Raw genomic sequence first — 18,726 nt, 5'->3', positions numbered from 1 at the left:
CTTAGCCCATCTCGGCACGCAGCTCAAGCAGCGCATCCCGCAATTCGGCAGCTCTCTCAAACTGCAGATTTTTCGCAGCATCCTTCATTTCCGCTTCCAGCCTTTGAAGAAGCGCCAGACGTTCCTTCTTATTCATCTTGCCCGCTCCGGCTCCGGTTAAGTAATCCGCCTTCTGCTCCGCTACCTTCGTTGCCTCGATGACGTCATGCACTTTTTTACGAATCGTTTGCGGCGTAACGCCGTGTTTCTCGTTGTACGCCAGTTGGATGGTACGCCTACGGTCGGTTTCTTTGATCGCCCGATCCATGGAATCCGTGATTTTGTCGCCGTACATGATTACGCGGCCCTCGCTGTTCCGTGCCGCGCGTCCAATCGTTTGGATAAGCGCGCGATCTGAACGGAGAAAACCTTCCTTGTCCGCATCCAGAATCGTAACCAAGGATACCTCAGGCAAATCCAAGCCTTCGCGAAGGAGGTTGATTCCGATAAGGACATGAAAAACGCCAAGCCGGAGATCCCGCAATATAGCAAGCCGCTCCAGCGTCTTGATATCGGAATGGAGATATCTGACCTTTATGCCTATTTCCTTCATATAATCGGTTAAATCCTCTGACATCTTCTTCGTTAGCGTTGTAACCAGAACCCGTTCATCCTTTGAAATCCGATCGCGGATTTCGTTCAGGAGATCATCGATTTGTCCTTTCGTAGGACGAACGTCTATGATTGGATCAATAAGGCCCGTAGGTCGAATGATTTGTTCAATCATTTTGTCAGTATGTTCAATTTCATATGGTCCCGGCGTCGCAGATACGTACACGAGCTGCTTCGCTTTGGCCTCGAACTCTTCAAAGCGAAGAGGACGGTTATCCATCGCCGATGGAAGCCTAAAGCCATGATTAACGAGCATTTCCTTGCGCGCGCGGTCACCATTGTACATGGCGCGAATTTGCGGAAGCGATACATGCGACTCGTCAATCACGATGACCATGTCATCCGGGAAATAGTCGAGCAGCGTATATGGCGTAGCACCGCGCTCCCTAAAGGTCAACGGTCCGGAATAGTTCTCGATGCCTGAGCAAAAACCCATCTCCGCCATCATTTCCAGATCATATCTCGTCCGCTGCTCCAATCTTTGTGCCTCCAGCAGTTTTCCTGCCTCGCGCAGCTCGGCAAGGCGCTCCTCGAGCTCTCGTTCGATGTTCACGAGCGCGACCTTCATCGTCTCCTCCTGCGTAACGAAGTGAGATGCTGGAAAGATCGCGATATGTTCGCGTTCCCCGATAATTTCGCCTGTAAGCACGTCAATTTCCGAGATACGTTCAATCTCATCCCCGAACAGCTCTACCCGAATAGCCCTCTCATTATTCGCGACAGGGAATATCTCGACAATATCGCCGCGAACGCGGAACGTCCCCCTTGTAAAGCTAATGTCATTGCGCTGGTATTGAATGTCTACCAATCTATGAAGGATCGCATCACGGGATTTCTCCATTCCAACCCGGAGCGAGAACACTAGCCCGCCGTATTCAGTTGGTGATCCGAGACCGTAGATGCAGGATACGCTCGCTACGATTATAACGTCCCGACGCTCGAACAAGGCGCTGGTCGCGGAGTGCCGCAGCTTATCAATCTCGTCGTTAATGCTTGAATCCTTCTCAATAAAGGTATCGGAAGAAGGAATATAAGCTTCAGGCTGATAATAATCGTAATAGCTTACGAAATACTCCACCGCATTGTCCGGGAAGAAGCTCTTGAACTCGCTGCATAGCTGGGCTGCAAGCGTCTTATTGTGTGCAATGACCAGCGTAGGCCGGTTCAGCTTCTCGACCATGTTCGCAATGGTATATGTCTTGCCCGTACCCGTTGCGCCAAGCAGCGTCTGATGCCGCTTACCGGCTTTGATCCCTTCTAACAGCTGCTCGATCGCTTTAGGCTGGTCACCCTGCGGCGTATAATCCGATTTCAGCTCAAACAGCTTTGCTTCTTTTGCAAGTTCGCTCATTCCAAACCCCCACTCTGTCATTCGTCATGCTATTGTTTTATCAGTATGGTCAATTATGTGAAATTGTTTTCATTCGCCTATAGAAAATAAGAATGTTTGTTCCCGTTTATTATACCGTTATCTTTTAAACGACGCAATGTGCCACATACAAAAAAAATACGCGCATCAAAGTCCGAATCCGGTCTCAGCTGTCGTATTTTAATAAGCGAATGCTTTCTCAAGTGATGTGCTCTTTTCCAAGCCTTATGCTCTGCCAGTGCTTGTACCAAGCGCTCAGCGGCTCTGCAACGGGCAAACCCAGTTCATTTTCCATCGTTAGCATTAACTGCTCATAATGAGCTGAAACCTTGTCATATAAGCCTAGTTCATCGTAAAGCTTCATAACAATCAAGCCTTCCGACTCATTATATGGATCAGCTTCCTGGATCCTTTCAAAAAGGCGAAGCGCAGTTGGACGGCTTTCCTCGTTCTGCAGTAGGCTTTGAGCAAGCCCCCTTGCGCGGCTCAGCCACAGCTGACGAAGCCGTTCTCTCTCATTTTCGGCCCATATATACCCATAATCCTGCATATAATCGCCTTCATAATCGTCAAGAAGCTGCAAAAGCCTATCTTTATTCTGCCCTGCCGGAAGATCTTGTTTTGCAAGGTCCTGTTCCCACTTTTCCGTATCCAAAACGACTTGCCCCATGTCGAGAATATAGCCCTCCTGAATGCTAGAGTTCTGAATGGCCAGCTCCATCCCCATTTTCTGCAAACATTGCCTGATTTGATAGATCGCCGTATAGAGCTGCGTCATGGCGCGCTTCAATTCCATCTCGGGAAAAAACAGCTCCAGCAGCGTTGATTTATGGACAAGCTGCTTACGGTGGTGCAGCAAATACAGAAACAGCTCCTGCGCCTTTGACGTTCGCCATTTAGGTATCTCTGGAACTAGCCCATGTGATTGGAATCGCAGCGTTTTGAAGCAATAAACCATCTGTGGCTGATCGATGTCCTGATACGACTTTATTCGTCCCGCCCTCCGCCTTACTAAACGCTCAACCGTCTTCTGGATACGTGATTTCTGCAAGGGCTTGAGCACATAATCTACGGCATTTAGTTCGAAAGCACTAATCGCATATTCATCATGCGCGGTTACAAATACGATATCTGCGTCTGGGCAGGCCTGCTGGATAAGCTCCGCTGCTTGAAGGCCTGATATTTCCGGCATATGGATATCTAGGAATACAACATCAGGCTGCAGCACCTCGGCTTGCTCTACAGCATGCAGCGGGTTCTGAAATGTATCGATTGCAGTCAGTTCAGCCGCCTGGCTAAGCATCCGTTCCAACTGGACGAGCGCCAGTCTTTCATCATCTATTAAAAGCACCTTCAATTGCTTCACTCCCATAACTAATTTGGAACATGTCACATGTAGAACTAGAACTTTTTATTTCTACCCATTCTAATATCGGCATATTTCAAACAATCATTTACGTAAATCACACGAAAATATGCCAAACGAACTATATTGTTCAGAAAATGTACAGATGACATCTGTATAGTAATCATGATGCGAATAAAGTCGTGACTTGACGAATAATGACGTTACAGGACTTTCGTTGTTCAACATTATTCTTTTCGTGGCAACATTATTCCCCAGGATTCGAGCAGCTTGCTAAATTCGTCAGCACAGGTGAGCGTGCGTGTTTATCCTATCAGGCATTAATTTCCTTGCCGATTAGTGAACCAGCTACAATGATCCTGACATTTTCCAAGCACCTGCCTATTACTTCATCGGCTTCCATCTTCAGAGCAAGCAGGCTGACTTCAAGAAGGAGGCTGATCCGGCTAATTCTCGTTTACCTGGAATGATGCGTCATACTGCCACATGCAAAAGTAAAAACAGATCGAAAGGAAGGAAGAAAGAACCATGCTATTTCAGAACATGCGGAAAGGTCGTACTCTCCCCTTGGTCATTCTGTTCGCCTTGCTGTTGCAAACAGCGCTGCTGCCCTTAGCGGCTCCAGTAAAGGCGAGTACGCCAATCGATGGACTTACGATCATAAAAACCGCGGACAAGACAAACGTAAGCGTGAATGATGAATTCAGTTACTTCATTAACGTAGCGCTTGCCAGCACTGTAGCCTTGGCAAAAGATTTAAAGATCGAGGACGTTGTTCCCGCTCCCTTTAACATTCAAGGAGTAACAGGAGCTGGGGCAAGCGGAAATACTGTTAGTATTAACCGTCAACTCAATCCCGGAGAATCACTGGAAATAGAAATCAAGGTCAAGGTAGGCAACACATACACCAACTCCCTTGTTACCAAGACAAACACGGCAACCGCAACGGAACTCTCTAACGGAAACGTGAGCTCAAGCAGCGTTAATGTAAGCATTGCTGCAGATCCCACGCCAACTCCTACCGCTCCACCAACAGCAACGCCGACTCCCACGCAATCTACATATGACAAATGGGCAGCCTTCAAAACCCAAGATTCCGGGTTTACGGGCACAGTCCTCAACGTGGGCGGAGCAATTAGCTATAAAGTGGGCATTAAATCGGTTCAAAAAAGCAATACGCTTCCTGCCGGCGCGCTTAAAGGCATCACCCTGGTAGATACTTACCCGACAAACGCAACCGTGACGCTTGCAGATATTCAACATACAGCAGGCCCTAATGTTGCTCCCGTAATCGATACGAACGCTCGTACCATTACATGGTCCAATTTCGATCTGGCATCCGGGCAATCTTTCGAGGCTCGCGTTACGCTCAAATTTCCGGATGACCTCGGCTGGTCCGGGCCCATTAACCAAACAAACCGTGTAGAGATAGCTGATGGTTACACCATAGAAGGACCTACCGAAACAGAAGTAACCCTTGAAGATGCAGAGGTTATTACCAAATTCGGGCCGCCAGTATCCGGTGGAGGCGCGATCAGCAAAAACCGTACTTACCAATACCGTTGGCACGGACAAGAACAAACCTATACCATTGGCGGCATTACGAACACAACTACAGGCGTGAATTCAGAGCTGCGCAATTTGGTTCTGACCGACACGCTCCCGACTGAGCTTACGTACACGCAATTGAAAATGCCTAACCGTTCTTGGACCTCCTTCTCTTACGTATTAAAAAATGGCGGAGTGCAATCTTTCACTCCAAACGCCAACGGCAATGCAATAGAGAAAGCATCAACAGGCAGTACGCTGTCAATTGGTCCTTCGGGCAATATTATTGTGCCTGCAGGCGACTCATTAGTCAGTTTATCTTGGACCTTCGCAGCGCTGCCTATCAATCAAACCATCGGTGGCATTGAAATCAAAGGATCGGTTTCAAACACGGCGACTGGCGCCAGATCAAGCGAGAACGCAGCTTGCGGTACGGTAACTCCGAACGCAGACCCTAATGTCGAGCAAGGAGATACCATCAAAAACTGTGCTGTCGTTACTTATGATGCTTTGACGGAGGTATCACCTGGCAACTGGGCTTATGATGCCAAAACACCTGGAAAAGCAGCATCGACCTTCCTGATTAATGAGCCTAAGCCTTGGCTTACCGCTTCGAAGGACAATCAGCCCGGAGGCGCATTTTACGGCCCACTTAGTATCGTTCCATTTACGATTAAAGTGAGCAATAAGGTAGACGCGACCGGTCCATGGGTAGATCCTGTCATTTTTGACCTTCTGCCTCAGGATTTTAATTACTATACCAATCCGAAACAGATTGATGTACCGACAGCACTAGCCGCATCGTTCACGATTACCGGCTTGCCCGCTGGCGCAGTACCTCCGAAATTAGAAATCCTGCCTGAGGTGAATGGCAAGACACTTGCCAAATGGTCATGGCCTGCCGGCATTTCTCTTGACCCAGGTACCCAGCTAACCATTACCTACAGTGGTCAAATCCGCGCAGGCGCTCTAGCGACAGGCGGATCGGTTAATTACGTCAACAATCTTTACGCAGCTCCAACTAACCCGACTACACAGTTCTGGCATGATCAGAATAGCAATCCATTTGCTCCTACCGACTTCCCGGGCTGGGCTGCCAACAATCCTGGACGCTCAGGAACATCTCTTGGATTTGTCATTAATCCTGCTGACCCTGATGAGCGCTATTATGTCAATGCAAGCGCACCGGTAGTCGTCAGTTTGGCAGCAGTCGTCAAATCAGCGAAATGGAACAAAGGAGATCTCGCACCTGTATTCGACGTCGCTAACTCTGGCGGCTATAGCGGGGAGCCAGCCATTTCATTCACGCCTTTTGACCGCGTAGAGGGAGATTCTGAATATACGGAATTCCCTAGATTCAGTTCTACTTATGAGGGCGGCTCTGCCGATTACAAGCTGGTTATACAGAACAGCGGAAATACTCGTTTATCCAAGGTTGACGCAATCGATATCCTTCCGTTTATCGGTGACCAATCCGTACTCGGAAACACGGCTCGTGGTTCCGAATGGCGTCCGAACCTTGCTTCAACCCCAACCTCAGGTACCGGCAAAACATTTACTTATGTCCCTGAGAGCGGCGGCCCAAGCAAAACCGTCACCTACGATCTTAACGTCTATTACAGCCTATCGGCCGACAAAAGCACCACCGTAAACTTTACGAATGCAGTCGGCAGCAAGAACGGCTGGGTCAATCAATCCAGCTTCACTAGCGACGACCTAACCGATATTCAATCGCTATACTTTGAGATTAAGAATATCAAAGGCAGTGACGGCAGCAATGATATGGCTCCAGGTGACTATATTGTTCTTGGCTGGGACATGAACGCCCCGGTAGGAACAGAAACCGGAAAAGTAGCATGGAACTCCTTTGCGATTCAAGCAACAAGCGCGGCTAGCGGCAGAACGATGCTGCCGGCAGAACCGAACAAAGTCGGATTCCTGGTGCATCCTACCAACCAACATGTTCCGCTTGGCGAAATTGGGAACTTTGTCTGGTTCGATAGCAATCGCAACGGCATTCAGGACGAAGAATACCCTGGGGACAGCGGGCAAGGCGCCGGGATAAACGGTATAAAAGTGAACCTTTATAAGGATGGAGCAGCCACTCCGTATAAAGAAACGATTACCGGCTATCACCAAAACGGAAGCCCCGGCTACTATTTGTTCCAAGGCCTTCCTACCGGTCAATATGAAGTCGAGTTTGTTTTGCCGGAGAGATATTCCCCGACAACGGCAAATACGCCGGGAGCAGATCCTGCACACGAGGAAGATACCGACTCAAATAAAGTTACTAAGCTTGCTCCTATCGGTACGTACACGCCATATCTTACAGACAGTATCACTATCGATGTTCTAGACACGAATAAAATTAAAAACTTCACAATCGATTTAGGTCTAGTAGAGGAAGGCCCTGGGGTTCCAACGTTCCCGTCAGCTTCTTTGGACAAGACGATTGCATCTGTAGCTAAGGGTTCTTCAACAGAAGCGCCAAGCAATAGCTACGTCGTTGCAGGCAATGAAGTGCAATACAAAATTGAATTTACTAACACATCATCGGTTACTTTGCACAACATTAAAGTACAGGACACGCTTGATCGCAATCAAGCAGGTTTTGCTTTCACTAAGCTTACGTATGACGGTTCTTCTATTGCAATAAACGGCAATGCGCATTCGCGTCCTGATCTTATTTCAAGCGTAAGCAATTCGGGAACCGAGCCTTATATCGTGATTAAGAAATTAGCTCCTGGCAAGAAAATTGTGCTAGATGGCACATATTCCGTAACATCAGCTGATTTCGATTTGAGCGATCTCGTTAATAAGGCAACCGTTTACTACAATGAATCCGAGGATCCTCTTGAAGATACGGTAAGCATCCCTACTGCAGGCGTTAAAGTAGTCAAAACGAGCAGCAGAACTTCCGCTTCAAGTGCTGATGAAGGTGATTGGATCGATTACCTCGTAACGATCACGAACACAGGCAGCAGCACATTGACGAACATCGTCATTACGGACACGAAGGTTTCGGGCATTCCCTCCATTCCTTCATTGGAAGCAGGAAAGTCGATTGAAATTACTTATCCGTACCAATTAACAAGTGCTGACGTTAGCGGTGCCTCCATCGTGAATACGGTTAAAGCTGACCCTGCGCAAACGCCTCCTGTAACGGATACGCATGAAATTCCGGTCACAGGCGATCCGCGAGGATCTATTGGCGACTACGTGTGGTTTGATCTAAACGAAGATGGCATTCAAGATGCAAGCGAGAACGGCATTAACGGCATTACCGTAAAACTGCTGGATGCAGGCAAACATGTCATAGCTACAACGCTTACTCGCGACAAAGATGGAAAAGCTGGCCATTATTCGTTCAAAGGTTTACCTTTTGCAACTTATCACGTTCAGTTTGTCGTACCTAACGATTATGACGTGACTGATTCCAATCAAGACACGACTGCCACAGATTCCAATGCAATTGACGCATCCGGCGTAACGGCAGACATTGTGCTTACGGCACTTGCTCCCGATGATCCAACAATTGACCTTGGATTGTACCCGCGCGGTGAAATCGGCAACTATGTATGGCTGGATCGCAACCGTGACGGAATACAGAACGAGCTTGAAAAGAATGGCATTAACGGAATTACCGTGAAGCTGTTCAAGGATAACCCTAATGGTACGGCAATTGCTACAACGACAACAACGAATGATGGCAGCGGAAACCCTGGCTACTATCTATTCGATCACTTGTTGTCTGGTAACTATTTCGTGCAATTCATTATTCCTAATGATTACAGCAAAACGGTTGAAGGTGCTGTTCCTGGCTCAGGCACAGACTCTAACGAAACAAACAACAGCGGAGTTACGCAGCAAATTGTTATCGGAGAAGCGCCTGGCTGGGTTGATCACACGATTGATTTGGGACTAGTCGGCAAAGGCAGCATCGGTAACTATGTATGGGTAGACCGCGACAACAACGGTAAGCAAGACGAGGAAGAGAAAGACGGCGTCAATGGCATCAAAGTCAAGCTATACGATCAGAACAAAGTACTGCTTGAAGAAACCGTAACCGGAAATGACGCTGCCGGTGATCCTGGTTATTATTTATTCGAGCACCTCGTCGGCGGGAATTATTATGTCGAATTTGAAGTGCCGAGCATCTTCGGTCTTGCAAAAGCATCGGCGTCTGGCACAACAACGACAGATGACTCCAATCCGACAACGAATGGCTTCACTCAAGTCATCGAGATTGGCGCATCAGCACCAAATGGCTGGAATGATCTGACGATCGATTTAGGGCTTATCGGAATCGGTAGCTTGGGCGATTATGTATGGCATGACCGCAACCGTGATGGCATTCAGAATGAGAAAGATTCAGATGGCATTAATGGTGTTGTCGTCAAGCTATACAAAGGTACAGCAACCGGTACTCCAGTAGCACAAACGACTACAGCTAACGATCCAAGCGGCAAACCAGGCTACTATAGCTTCAAAGAGCTGCTCGAAGGCGACTATTACGTCCAGTTCGTTCTGCCAACCGACTATGAGAAGACCGTAGCGGAAAGCGGCGACAACGACGGAATCGATTCTAATGGAACGAACGGCACCCATACTACTGCAAAAATCGAAATTGGCGAAGCAGCTGGTTGGATTGATGCAAGCATCGATTTGGGACTGATCGCTAAAGGCGAAGTCGGCAACTATGTATGGCTGGACCGCAACCGTGACGGCATTCAAAACGAGAATGCTGCACAAGGGATTAACGGCATCACAGTCAAGCTGTACAAAGACTCTGCAGCCGGTACACCATATGAAGAAACAACAACGAAAACCGGTCCAGACGGCAAGCCTGGCTACTATCTATTCGATAATCTACGCGAAGGCAACTATTTCGTCCAGTTCGTCTATCCGATTGATTATGAAAAGACCGCTGCCGGTGCAGGCTCCGATTCGGCACTTGATTCGAACCCTACTGATGCCAGCGGGATCACATCCATCATCACGATCGGACACGCCGAAGGATGGGTTGACCACACGATTGACCTTGGGCTGATTGCCAAAGGCAAAATCGGTAATTATGTATGGTTTGACGGCAACTCAAACGGCAAGCAAGACGAAGCAGTTGAAAAAGGCTTTAACGATGTCATTGTAAAGCTCTTCGACAAGGATAAAAACTTCCTTGAGCAAACGAAAACGGCCAACGACATTGACGGCAAGCCTGGCTACTATTTGTTTGATCATCTTATAAACGGGCAATATTATGTCCAATTTATGGTTCCTGCTGGATATATTCCTACGCAAGCAGAAGTAGATGGCTTCTCTGCTGCCGAGGACTCCAACAAAACACAAGAGGGTTACACAGATATCATCAACATTGGACAAAGCGCGCCAAACGGATGGGAAGATCTAACGATCGATTTGGGCTTGTACACGGCTCCAACGCCGCCGGTACTTCCACCCGTTTTGCCACCAGTGCTTCCACCTGTAACGCCAGGCGGCCCTGATCCTGAGGTTCCGGTAGATCCAACCAACCCGCCGACTACCCCAGGTGAAGAAAAACCACCTGTAGAGCATGAAACGACGGAGCAGGATAAACCAATCGCAGGAAATGTCGACATTCCAAAAGACAGCAAACCTAGCATTGGCGAGAAGCCAGAGCACGGTACGGTTAAAGTCGACGACAAAGGAAATTGGGTTTATACACCGAATCCAGGCTACACGGGCAAGGATCAGTTCTCTATTATCGTGAAGGATAAAGACGGCAATGAAGAAGAAATTTTCTTCGAAATCGACGTTGAGGTTCCACAAGGCGGTATTGATACGGGTACTACGCCACCGGTCACCAACCTTCCTAAAACGGGAGAAGAGAGCTATCTGATGATGCAAATTCTAGGCTTAAGCTTGCTTATTCTAGGAGTAGCGCTTCGTTTCAAACGTAAGAAAACACAAGCGTAAACGGCTGAAGCCGCCCTCTGGCGGCTAAGCTAACGTTCGCGTAGAAATATAGAGAAAGTTGGAAAATGATATACTTTCCTATATTTCAAAAAAACAGACTGCATGCGGATTATCATCCGTATGCAGTCTGTTTTCTTTTACAGCCTCTAATGCTTCGCTTCCTTTGCGTGAGCCCCTCGCCGATTCGATGCATGATAGCTGCGAAGCAGCTCGACCAAGGAGGCAGGCCCGGCGGATGCATAATAGTTAGCTTGTTCATCCGGAGCAAGGATGACCCCCAGCTGATGATGCTCACCAGCGAAACGCGCTCGCTGAGCAAACTTAATTTCCCCATCCAAATTAAGCACCTCCAGCTTGCAAAACGCTGAGTTCTGTACGAGAGCCTCGTACAGGTCCTCCTTCGTCTTCACGCGCACACCATTAACCTTGTGCAGAATCTCGCCCGTTGCGAGTCCCATAGCCGCTGCCGGCGTCCCTGGCACGATGCCTAGTATTCGCAAGCCCCGCGAATCATGCACATATAAAGGGGACTGTGCCGCTTCCTTCACCCGGCTTCTCCATATAATCGCTTCATGCAACAGAAGCGAGGCCCCGGCAGCAACCGGCAGCAGAATCGGCTGCCACCATGCCATTAGAGCTGCGCCTGCCAAACAGATGCTATACAATAGCAAGCCTCTTGCCGCATGCTTCGCTTTCTCGCGAGGCAGCAACGATCTGGTCATTTCCGTGAACCCTATAATCATCGGCAAAGCAACGAATGACCAGCCCTGCGACCAATCCGCTCCAAAGAGCGGCGTCCAAGGCAGTGCTGCCGTGGTCGCTCCACTTATATTCGCAGGTACCAGCATCAGCAGCGGTACCGGCCAGAAGCCCTGAAGCATATAACCGCCAACAAGCTTGCCTCGTTTTCCTTCCAGGAATAAGGGCGTTGCCAGCCGGTCACCCTGCCAGCGTACGAGTATCGCTTCGGCTAGATGCAGCAGCGCTACTAATACCAACAGGCCAGCCGCGTCAATGCTTGCCAGCGAAACCGCCATTGAGCCGAGCCAGTCTGCTCTCTCCGCCAATGAGGTGAAGCCCACAACCCACTGTACAAGGGTAATCACGCCTGCACTATACGCGAAGCATAAATAACGTATCCGTATGAGCATTAAAATAGCCGCTACTGCCCATAACCATATGACTGCCGTTCCGGTTAAGGTTACCCCGACAAAGGCACCCGCGACAGATACGCCTACCCCTATAACCAAGCCGGCGAGCAGCGCTTTCAAAACCAAGCCGGGCCAATTATGCAGTTTAACCGCAAACAATTGCCGCTCCATTCGTATCTGCCTCGTAAACTGTAAAATAATAAACAATACCGCAATATAATAAAATGGCTGCGCAACTAATTGGACAGCCGCTTTCCCGAGCATTTCCAGCAACTCGTTCGCCGTTTCCAAAGCTAACACTCCTTCGCTCGTTCCGCATTTCCCGCTTTTCCTAAAAAATAAAAGGCTGACTCCGTTAAACAGAGTCAACCTCTTATTCATTCGACACATCCGGATTATTTCCTGCTTACCGCTTTAATTGCTTCATGCAGCTGGGTGTCGTTTTTCTCATCCTGAATCCATTTAATAACCGCGGCTTCAAGCGCTTCGCCGGTTAGCTTATCGACTTGTCCCGTAGCCGGCAGGCTGTGCTCCGTCTGGAATTTTTTCACGGCCTCAACCGTCTCTAGTCCAAAATAACCATCTTCCCTTTTCGGTTCATAACCAAGGCCATGCAGCATAATTTGCACACTGCGCACTTGCTCCCCAAGGGTATCCTGCTTCAGCGTCTCTTCAAGCGCCAACCTAGCTACCTTATACAAATCAGGGGGCTCTACGGCAATATCCGGCTTGATTCCACTTTCATGGATCCAATTGCCCTTTGGCGTCAACCATTTCGCAATGGTCATCTTCAATAGGCTTCCGTCACCAAGCGCTTTGTTATAGCTGACCTGTACCGTACCTTTTCCGAAAGACGTTTCGCCAACCAGCTTGGCTCCGGCACTCTCTTGCAAAGCTCCAGCCAATATTTCCGAGGCACTAGCGCTTCCGTTATTCATAAGAACGGCAATCGGGTACGATTTGCTCTCACCTTTAGACAACGTTTTCTCCCGTTTGCCTTCCCGATCCTCTACTTGGACGACCGTAGCCCCTTTATCCAAAAAGGATTGGGCGATATCCACTACTACGGGCAGCACGCCGCCTGGATTGTTGCGCACATCCAGCACGAGACCCTTCATGCCTTGCTCCTCCAGCTTCGCAAGCTCCTGCTTGAAGCGCTCTGCCGTATGCAGCGAAAACTGCCGGATCTCGATGACCCCTGTCCCATCTTCCCGCAGCTTGCCATATACCGTTTCCACATCAATGTCGTCACGGATCAGCACGAGCTGAATCGGGTCGGAGAAGCCTGCCCGCTGCACCTGAATCTTCGCTTTCGTGCCTTTTGGACCGCGAATTTTGGCGACGGCTTCCTGCAGATTCAAACCGTCAAGCTTGGCGCCATTCACCGAAAGCAGTACATCCTTCGCAAGCAATCCCGAGCGCTCCGCCGGGGATCCTTTAATCGGCGATACGACTACGATTTTGCCATTCTCAAGCGTGACTTCCGCTCCAATGCCGGTGAACGATCCCTCGATCGATTCCGAGAAATGCTGTGCGACATCCTTCTCCATATAAACGGAATAAGGATCATCAAGCGAAGACATCATTCCGCTGACCGCGCCGTCTAGCAGCTCATGGCGGTCAACCTTTTGATAATATTTGGTCTCGATTAATTCCAGTACCGCATTTAACTTCGTTAGCTCGTCCTCATTCAGCCCGAACTGCTCACCCTCGTCACTCGCAGACGCTGTGAGGGCAGGTGCCGAATGCTGATCTGGATTGATCATTTGGTCCGCGATCGTAAGCGTCACGAGCACGGATGCAATCATCGTCAGCATAACGAACGCGAATACTGTACGTCCTTTGAAATGCACCTGTCTACACCACCTTCTCATCTTCCACGGTCTTAGCTTTAAGACCACCCTAGTATATGACAATTTGCTTGCAATTATTTGTCTTATCCGGCAAAGATGATCAATTCGTCAGGTAAGGCATCAAAATTTCAAACGAGGCAGCCACATGGGCTGCCTCTGAGAATGCGTTATGGTCATGCGTTATAAATAATGCCTATTTTAAATAGCTGCTCGGATTAACCGGCGTCTGGTTTTTACGTACTTCGAAATGCAAATGCGGTCCAGTTGAGTTGCCCGTACTGCCAACCTCGGCGATTTTTTGGCCTTTTTGAACCTTTTCGCCCTTTTCAACCTTAATTCCACCATTGCGAATATGACCGTATAGCGTCCATAAGCCATTGCCGTGGTCAATGATTACGCAGTTGCCATAGCTGCTCCAGCTCTGAGCAACTAGCACAACCCCATCCTCTGCGGCATAAATATCTGTACCCTGAGGCGCAGCGAAATCGATTCCCGTATGCGTATGCTTCTTGCCCGAAATCGGATGGACTCGCGTACCGAAGTTAGAGCTAATCCGGTAGTTATCCCTAATCGGCATACCCAGCTTACCGCCGCTATACGGATTCGAAATGTTATTTTTCTCGGCATTAAGCTTGGACACTTTGGCTGCGAGAGCCATAAGCAAATCTTCCTGTTCCTTGCTAATTCCTTCAAGCTCCTCAAGCGTACTGTCAATTTGGTGAAGCTTGCTGTCGATTTGCTCGAGTTGTCCGTCAAGCTGCTGAATATTGCTGTTGTAGCTCGCAATCATCAGCTGCTTTTCTTCTTCTTTCTTAGCCAGGTGAGCCTCATACATTTCAAGCTTTTCATAGATCTTGGACATTTCGCCAAACTGCTTCTCTACCTCTACCTTCTTGAGGGCGACAAGCTCCTTTTCTTCCCTTTGCTCTGCCAAAATATCGCGGTCCTGCGACAAGATGGATTGAAGGGCATCGAATCGGTCAATGAAATCGGTGAAACTCGTCGCGCTAAGCAGCACGTCCATGTATGATACGAATCCGTTCGTATACATGAGGCGCATACGAGATTGTAACAGCTCATCACGGGTATTTACCCGCTCCTCGGCTTGGTCTAATTCAAGGCCTGTCTGCAGCAGCTCTTCTTCCTTTGCATCCCGCTGCGCAAGCGCATTTGTTTTGTTAATGACAACATTGTCAATCTCGGCCATGATGTTGTTAATCGAAGCAAGGGCTTCCGCCTTCTTGTCCTGGATGGTTCCCTTTTCATTTTCTGCAGCTTCAGCCTGCTTGTGCGCATTGGCCGCTTGCTGCTTCACGCTTGCCGCTTCCCTCTCCGCTTTGGCAGCACGCTGTTCGGCTGCTCTCATCTCGGCTTTGGCAGCTGCAATTTGTTTCTTAATATCGCTTAGAGAGGCAGCTTCCCCTCCAGTTGGCTGCAATACAAATACCGTGAGCATCATCGTAGCTACAAATAATAGCCATTTTCTCTTCTTCACGTTCATATCCACCTACACTTTCAAATACTTTCGTATCGAAATGGTACTGCCCCAAACACCGATAAGCGTGCCAAGACCAATGAGCAATGCAGCCGTTAACAGGCCTGAATCCTCTAACGTAACGAGCTTTATCATCATAAGCGATAATTCCATTTGCGTAATTTTGACCAGCTGCGAGTAACTGAATAAAACGGCTGCCGTTGTGAGTACGGAACTGATAATTCCAATCAACGCGCCTTCAATGAAGAATGGCCAGCGAATAAAAGCATTCGTTGCACCAACAAGCTTCATGATGCCGATCTCTCGTCTTCTGGCAATAATCGTCATCTTAATCGTATTGGAAATTAAGAACATCGCCGTTACTGATAATCCAATAACGACCACGATCCCTATGTAACGAACCGCATTCGTAATTTTGAACAAGGTTTCGACCGTTCCTTGGCCGTATTTGACTTTAGCAATCGGAATCAGCTCATCCGCTGCATTAATAGCTTCTATTTGTTTCGCTGCGCTCTCGATAGATTGGGGATCATACACCTCAACCGTAAAAGAATCAGGCAGCGGGTTTTTTTCATTTTCATAACCGTCGAGTAAATCCTTATTGTCTTCGCCCAAGTTTTTTCTCAGCAGCTCAAGTCCCTCTGCTTTGGATACGAATGAAACTTTTCTTACCTCGGTAAGATTGCCGATCTTGTTCTGTACTTCCGTAATCTTCGCTTGTTCTACGTTCAGCTGGAGAAAAACACGTATTTGCACCTGGCTTTCAATCTGAGCAGCCATATGGTTGACGTTCAAAGCGAGCAGTAAAAAGATGCCTAATATAAATAAGGATATAAATATCGAGCTCATCGACGCGAAGGACATCCACCCATTTCGAATAATGTTTTTGGCGCCCTCTCGAAGATGTCGGGTTACGGTTCTAAGCTTCATAGCCGTACTCCCCTCTAGCCTCATCACGGACAATATTGCCGTTCTCGATTGCAATGACGCGCTTGCGTATGGAGTTCACGATATCTTTGTTATGAGTAGCCATTACGATCGTCGCCCCGCGGAAGTTAATTTCCTCGAGCAGGTTCATAATGCCAAGCGACGTCTCCGGATCCAAATTCCCGGTGGGCTCGTCCGCTACGATAACGGAAGGATTGTTCACGATTGCCCTTGCGATCGATACGCGCTGCTGCTCACCGCCCGATAGCTGAGCCGGAAGGCTCGCATGCTTATGCTTCAGGCCAACGAGGTCGAGCACCTCCATCGTCCGTTTTTTGATCACCCTGGTTGGGGCCTCGATAACCTCCATCGCAAAAGCGACGTTTTCAAATACCGTTAATTTGGGTAATAGTCTAAAGTCCTGAAATATGACGCCTATATTGCGCCTGACGAATGGAATTTTACGCGGCTTCAGCTTGCCTATATTGAATCCGTTCACGGAAAGCTGGCCCTTTGTCGGTACTTCCTCGCGATAAATCAGTTTCATAAATGTGGATTTCCCCGCACCTGACGGTCCTACTAGATAAACAAATTCATTGCGATCTATACGAACAGAGACGCCTCTTAACGCATGCGTTCCGTCGGTGTACGTTTTCCATATGTCTTGCATCTCAATCACATTATCACATCCTGTTTATAGTCAGTACTACTATTTCGACAGTTTGTGCTCAATTCCTTCATGAGAAGCTCGCTTTCCTCATTTTTCACAAATCTCATAAAAAAACGTTTGTCGAATCAGCCGCTATTGCGCGTTAGACAAAATTACAGGGCATGAAGCATATACATGTAAGACTGCCTTGTTTTTCACGCGCAGAAAGGAGTGATTCGTATCGTAAAACGTATCCATATTGGCATTATCGTGCTAGCTTCCCTCCTGCTGGCCGCAGCAGTCTGCTGGGGTTTTGTCTGGAACTATGCGCTTCAAAAGACCGTCCCCAAGCAGGTTGATGCTGGCGGCATCCAAATCGGCGGCTTAACTCTGCAAGAAGCGTACGTTAAGCTTGATCAGTATGAGAAGTCGCTGCTGCAGCGCACCATTACGATCCAATCTCCTGCTGCTGTGGCGAGCGACAGCAAGCAATGGAGCGTTTCGGAGCTTGGCTATAAGGCTGAATTCACAGGAGCCCGGGAAGCTCTGGCTAAGCTTGAAGACGGTGACATATGGGAACGCGCCGTATACCGGTATCAATTCCAAAAATCCTATGCGCTTATTCAAAGCTGGAATGCCGATGTTTTTGATGCCGCCGTTCGCAAGCAGTGGAGCTGGGTTGAGAAAAACGAAACCAAAAACGCAACGCGAACCATAACGGATGACGACCGTGTCGTATATGAGCCACATGTTGACGCTTATCGACTTGATACTGCCGAGCTTACTGCTCGTGTTGATCAATGGGTTCTGCTGCCCAAGGAAAAGATCGGTTTGCCCGTCGAAACGGCTTTTACAGGCTCCCTTCCGATTACAACCATTCACCCCGAGCTTACGCTTGAAAAGTTGAAGGATGAAGGGATCGAACGTAAAATCATTTCATTCTCCACCGATTTTAAGACAAGCGCAGAGGGTCGTGCCCATAACGTTACGGTTACGGCTGAGGCGCTTGACGGCTGGGAGCTGGCGCCCGGCGAGATCTTCGACTACAACAGTCTCATAGAACGTGCGGAGGAGCTATACGAATATCGAGAGGCGCCTGTTATCCTTAACGGAAAACTGGTCCCTGGCATCGGCGGCGGAATTTGCCAGGTTTCAAGCACGCTTTATAACGCGGCGCTGCGGGCAGGCCTCGATATTGTGGAGCGGCGCAACCATTCCCTGCCGGTTGCCTATTTGCCTATTGGTCAGGATGCAACCTATGCCGGCGGTGCCATTAACTTCCGCTTCAAAAACACGACGGGCAAGCATCTGATCATTCGAGCCCAAGTAGAGGAACGCAAGCTTACGATTAAGCTTTTCGGGACCATGAACCCTAACGAGAACTACGATATCGAATCCGTGACGCTGAAAACCATTGCTCCTTCCGTGCAAGAAAGAAGCAACGCCAGCCTATCTCCTGGTCAAAAGGTCGTCGTGGAGAAAGGCAAACTGGGTTACGTCGTAGAAACCTTCCGGACGCTTAAGAAGGACGGCAAGCTTGTGAGCCGAGACCGTATTTCGCGTGATACCTACAAAGCGCAGCCTGCCTTGATCGAAGTAGGTCCCCATAAAGGCGGGAATAACCCGGCTGCAACGCCGACACCTGCTCCGAGCGTGAATGAGCCGCTTTTAGAGGATGGCATCTAAAAGCCTACGCCGTTTTTGAAACGCTTTGCAGCATTTACACTCTACACGCTCATAAAACAAGAAGAAACGGATATCGTCC

Annotated in this window: 9 protein-coding genes; 2 read left to right on the top strand and 7 right to left on the bottom strand. The window is 48.7% G+C overall.

From position 1 onward, the window contains the following. Position 1: 1 nt before the first annotated feature. Entirely contained in the window at positions 2-2,002 is a 2,001-nt protein-coding gene (gene uvrB, locus AC0YN3_RS16370; protein WP_475776071.1) for an excinuclease ABC subunit UvrB, read from the bottom strand. A gap of 217 nt (positions 2,003-2,219) precedes the next feature. After that, a complete protein-coding gene (locus tag AC0YN3_RS16365) occupies positions 2,220-3,371 on the bottom strand; it encodes a response regulator (protein WP_475776096.1) in 1,152 nt (383 codons plus the stop codon). A gap of 543 nt (positions 3,372-3,914) precedes the next feature. Here AC0YN3_RS16365 and AC0YN3_RS16360 point away from each other — a divergent pair. After that, positions 3,915-10,886 (top strand): SdrD B-like domain-containing protein, encoded by a 6,972-nt coding sequence (locus AC0YN3_RS16360; protein WP_475776070.1) that lies wholly within the window; start codon positions 3,915-3,917, stop codon positions 10,884-10,886. A 146-nt stretch (positions 10,887-11,032) separates the two neighbouring features. Here AC0YN3_RS16360 and AC0YN3_RS16355 read toward each other — a convergent pair whose 3' ends face one another. From AC0YN3_RS16355 to ftsE, 5 genes are all read right to left on the bottom strand, one after another. Next, entirely contained in the window at positions 11,033-12,328 is a 1,296-nt protein-coding gene (locus AC0YN3_RS16355) for a serine protease (protein WP_475776069.1), read from the bottom strand. Positions 12,329-12,432: 104 nt separating this feature from the next. Next, entirely contained in the window at positions 12,433-13,890 is a 1,458-nt protein-coding gene (locus AC0YN3_RS16350; protein ID WP_475776068.1) for a S41 family peptidase, read from the bottom strand. Between the two features lie 193 nt (positions 13,891-14,083). Further along, on the bottom strand, positions 14,084-15,391 hold the full coding sequence (locus AC0YN3_RS16345) for a murein hydrolase activator EnvC family protein (RefSeq protein ID WP_475776067.1): 1,308 nt from the start codon (positions 15,389-15,391) through the stop codon (positions 14,084-14,086). A 6-nt stretch (positions 15,392-15,397) separates the two neighbouring features. Continuing rightward, positions 15,398-16,315 (bottom strand): permease-like cell division protein FtsX, encoded by a 918-nt coding sequence (ftsX, locus tag AC0YN3_RS16340; RefSeq protein ID WP_475776066.1) that lies wholly within the window; start codon positions 16,313-16,315, stop codon positions 15,398-15,400. Then, positions 16,305-16,991, bottom strand: a complete 687-nt coding sequence (gene ftsE, locus AC0YN3_RS16335) for a cell division ATP-binding protein FtsE (RefSeq protein ID WP_183568472.1) — start codon at positions 16,989-16,991, stop codon at positions 16,305-16,307. Before ftsE ends, ftsX begins: the two co-directional genes overlap by 11 nt. Positions 16,992-17,192: 201 nt before the next feature. Between ftsE and AC0YN3_RS16330 the strand changes: the two genes are divergently transcribed. Then, on the top strand, positions 17,193-18,647 hold the full coding sequence (locus tag AC0YN3_RS16330; RefSeq protein WP_475776065.1) for a VanW family protein: 1,455 nt from the start codon (positions 17,193-17,195) through the stop codon (positions 18,645-18,647). Positions 18,648-18,726 lie beyond the last annotated feature (79 nt).

This window comes from Paenibacillus sp. J22R232, assembly GCF_056269165.1.
The sequence above is the reverse complement of the archived record's forward strand: the minus strand, read 5'-3'. Positions and strand labels throughout refer to the sequence as shown.

Coding starts and splice junctions, on each gene's coding strand:
- uvrB (WP_475776071.1), bottom strand. CDS start 2,002: ATGAGCGAACTTGCAAAAGAAGCAAAGCTGTTTGAGCTGAAATCGGAT.
- AC0YN3_RS16360 (WP_475776070.1), top strand. CDS start 3,915: ATGCTATTTCAGAACATGCGGAAAGGTCGTACTCTCCCCTTGGTCATT.
- AC0YN3_RS16345 (WP_475776067.1), bottom strand. CDS start 15,391: ATGAACGTGAAGAAGAGAAAATGGCTATTATTTGTAGCTACGATGATG.
- ftsX (WP_475776066.1), bottom strand. CDS start 16,315: ATGAAGCTTAGAACCGTAACCCGACATCTTCGAGAGGGCGCCAAAAAC.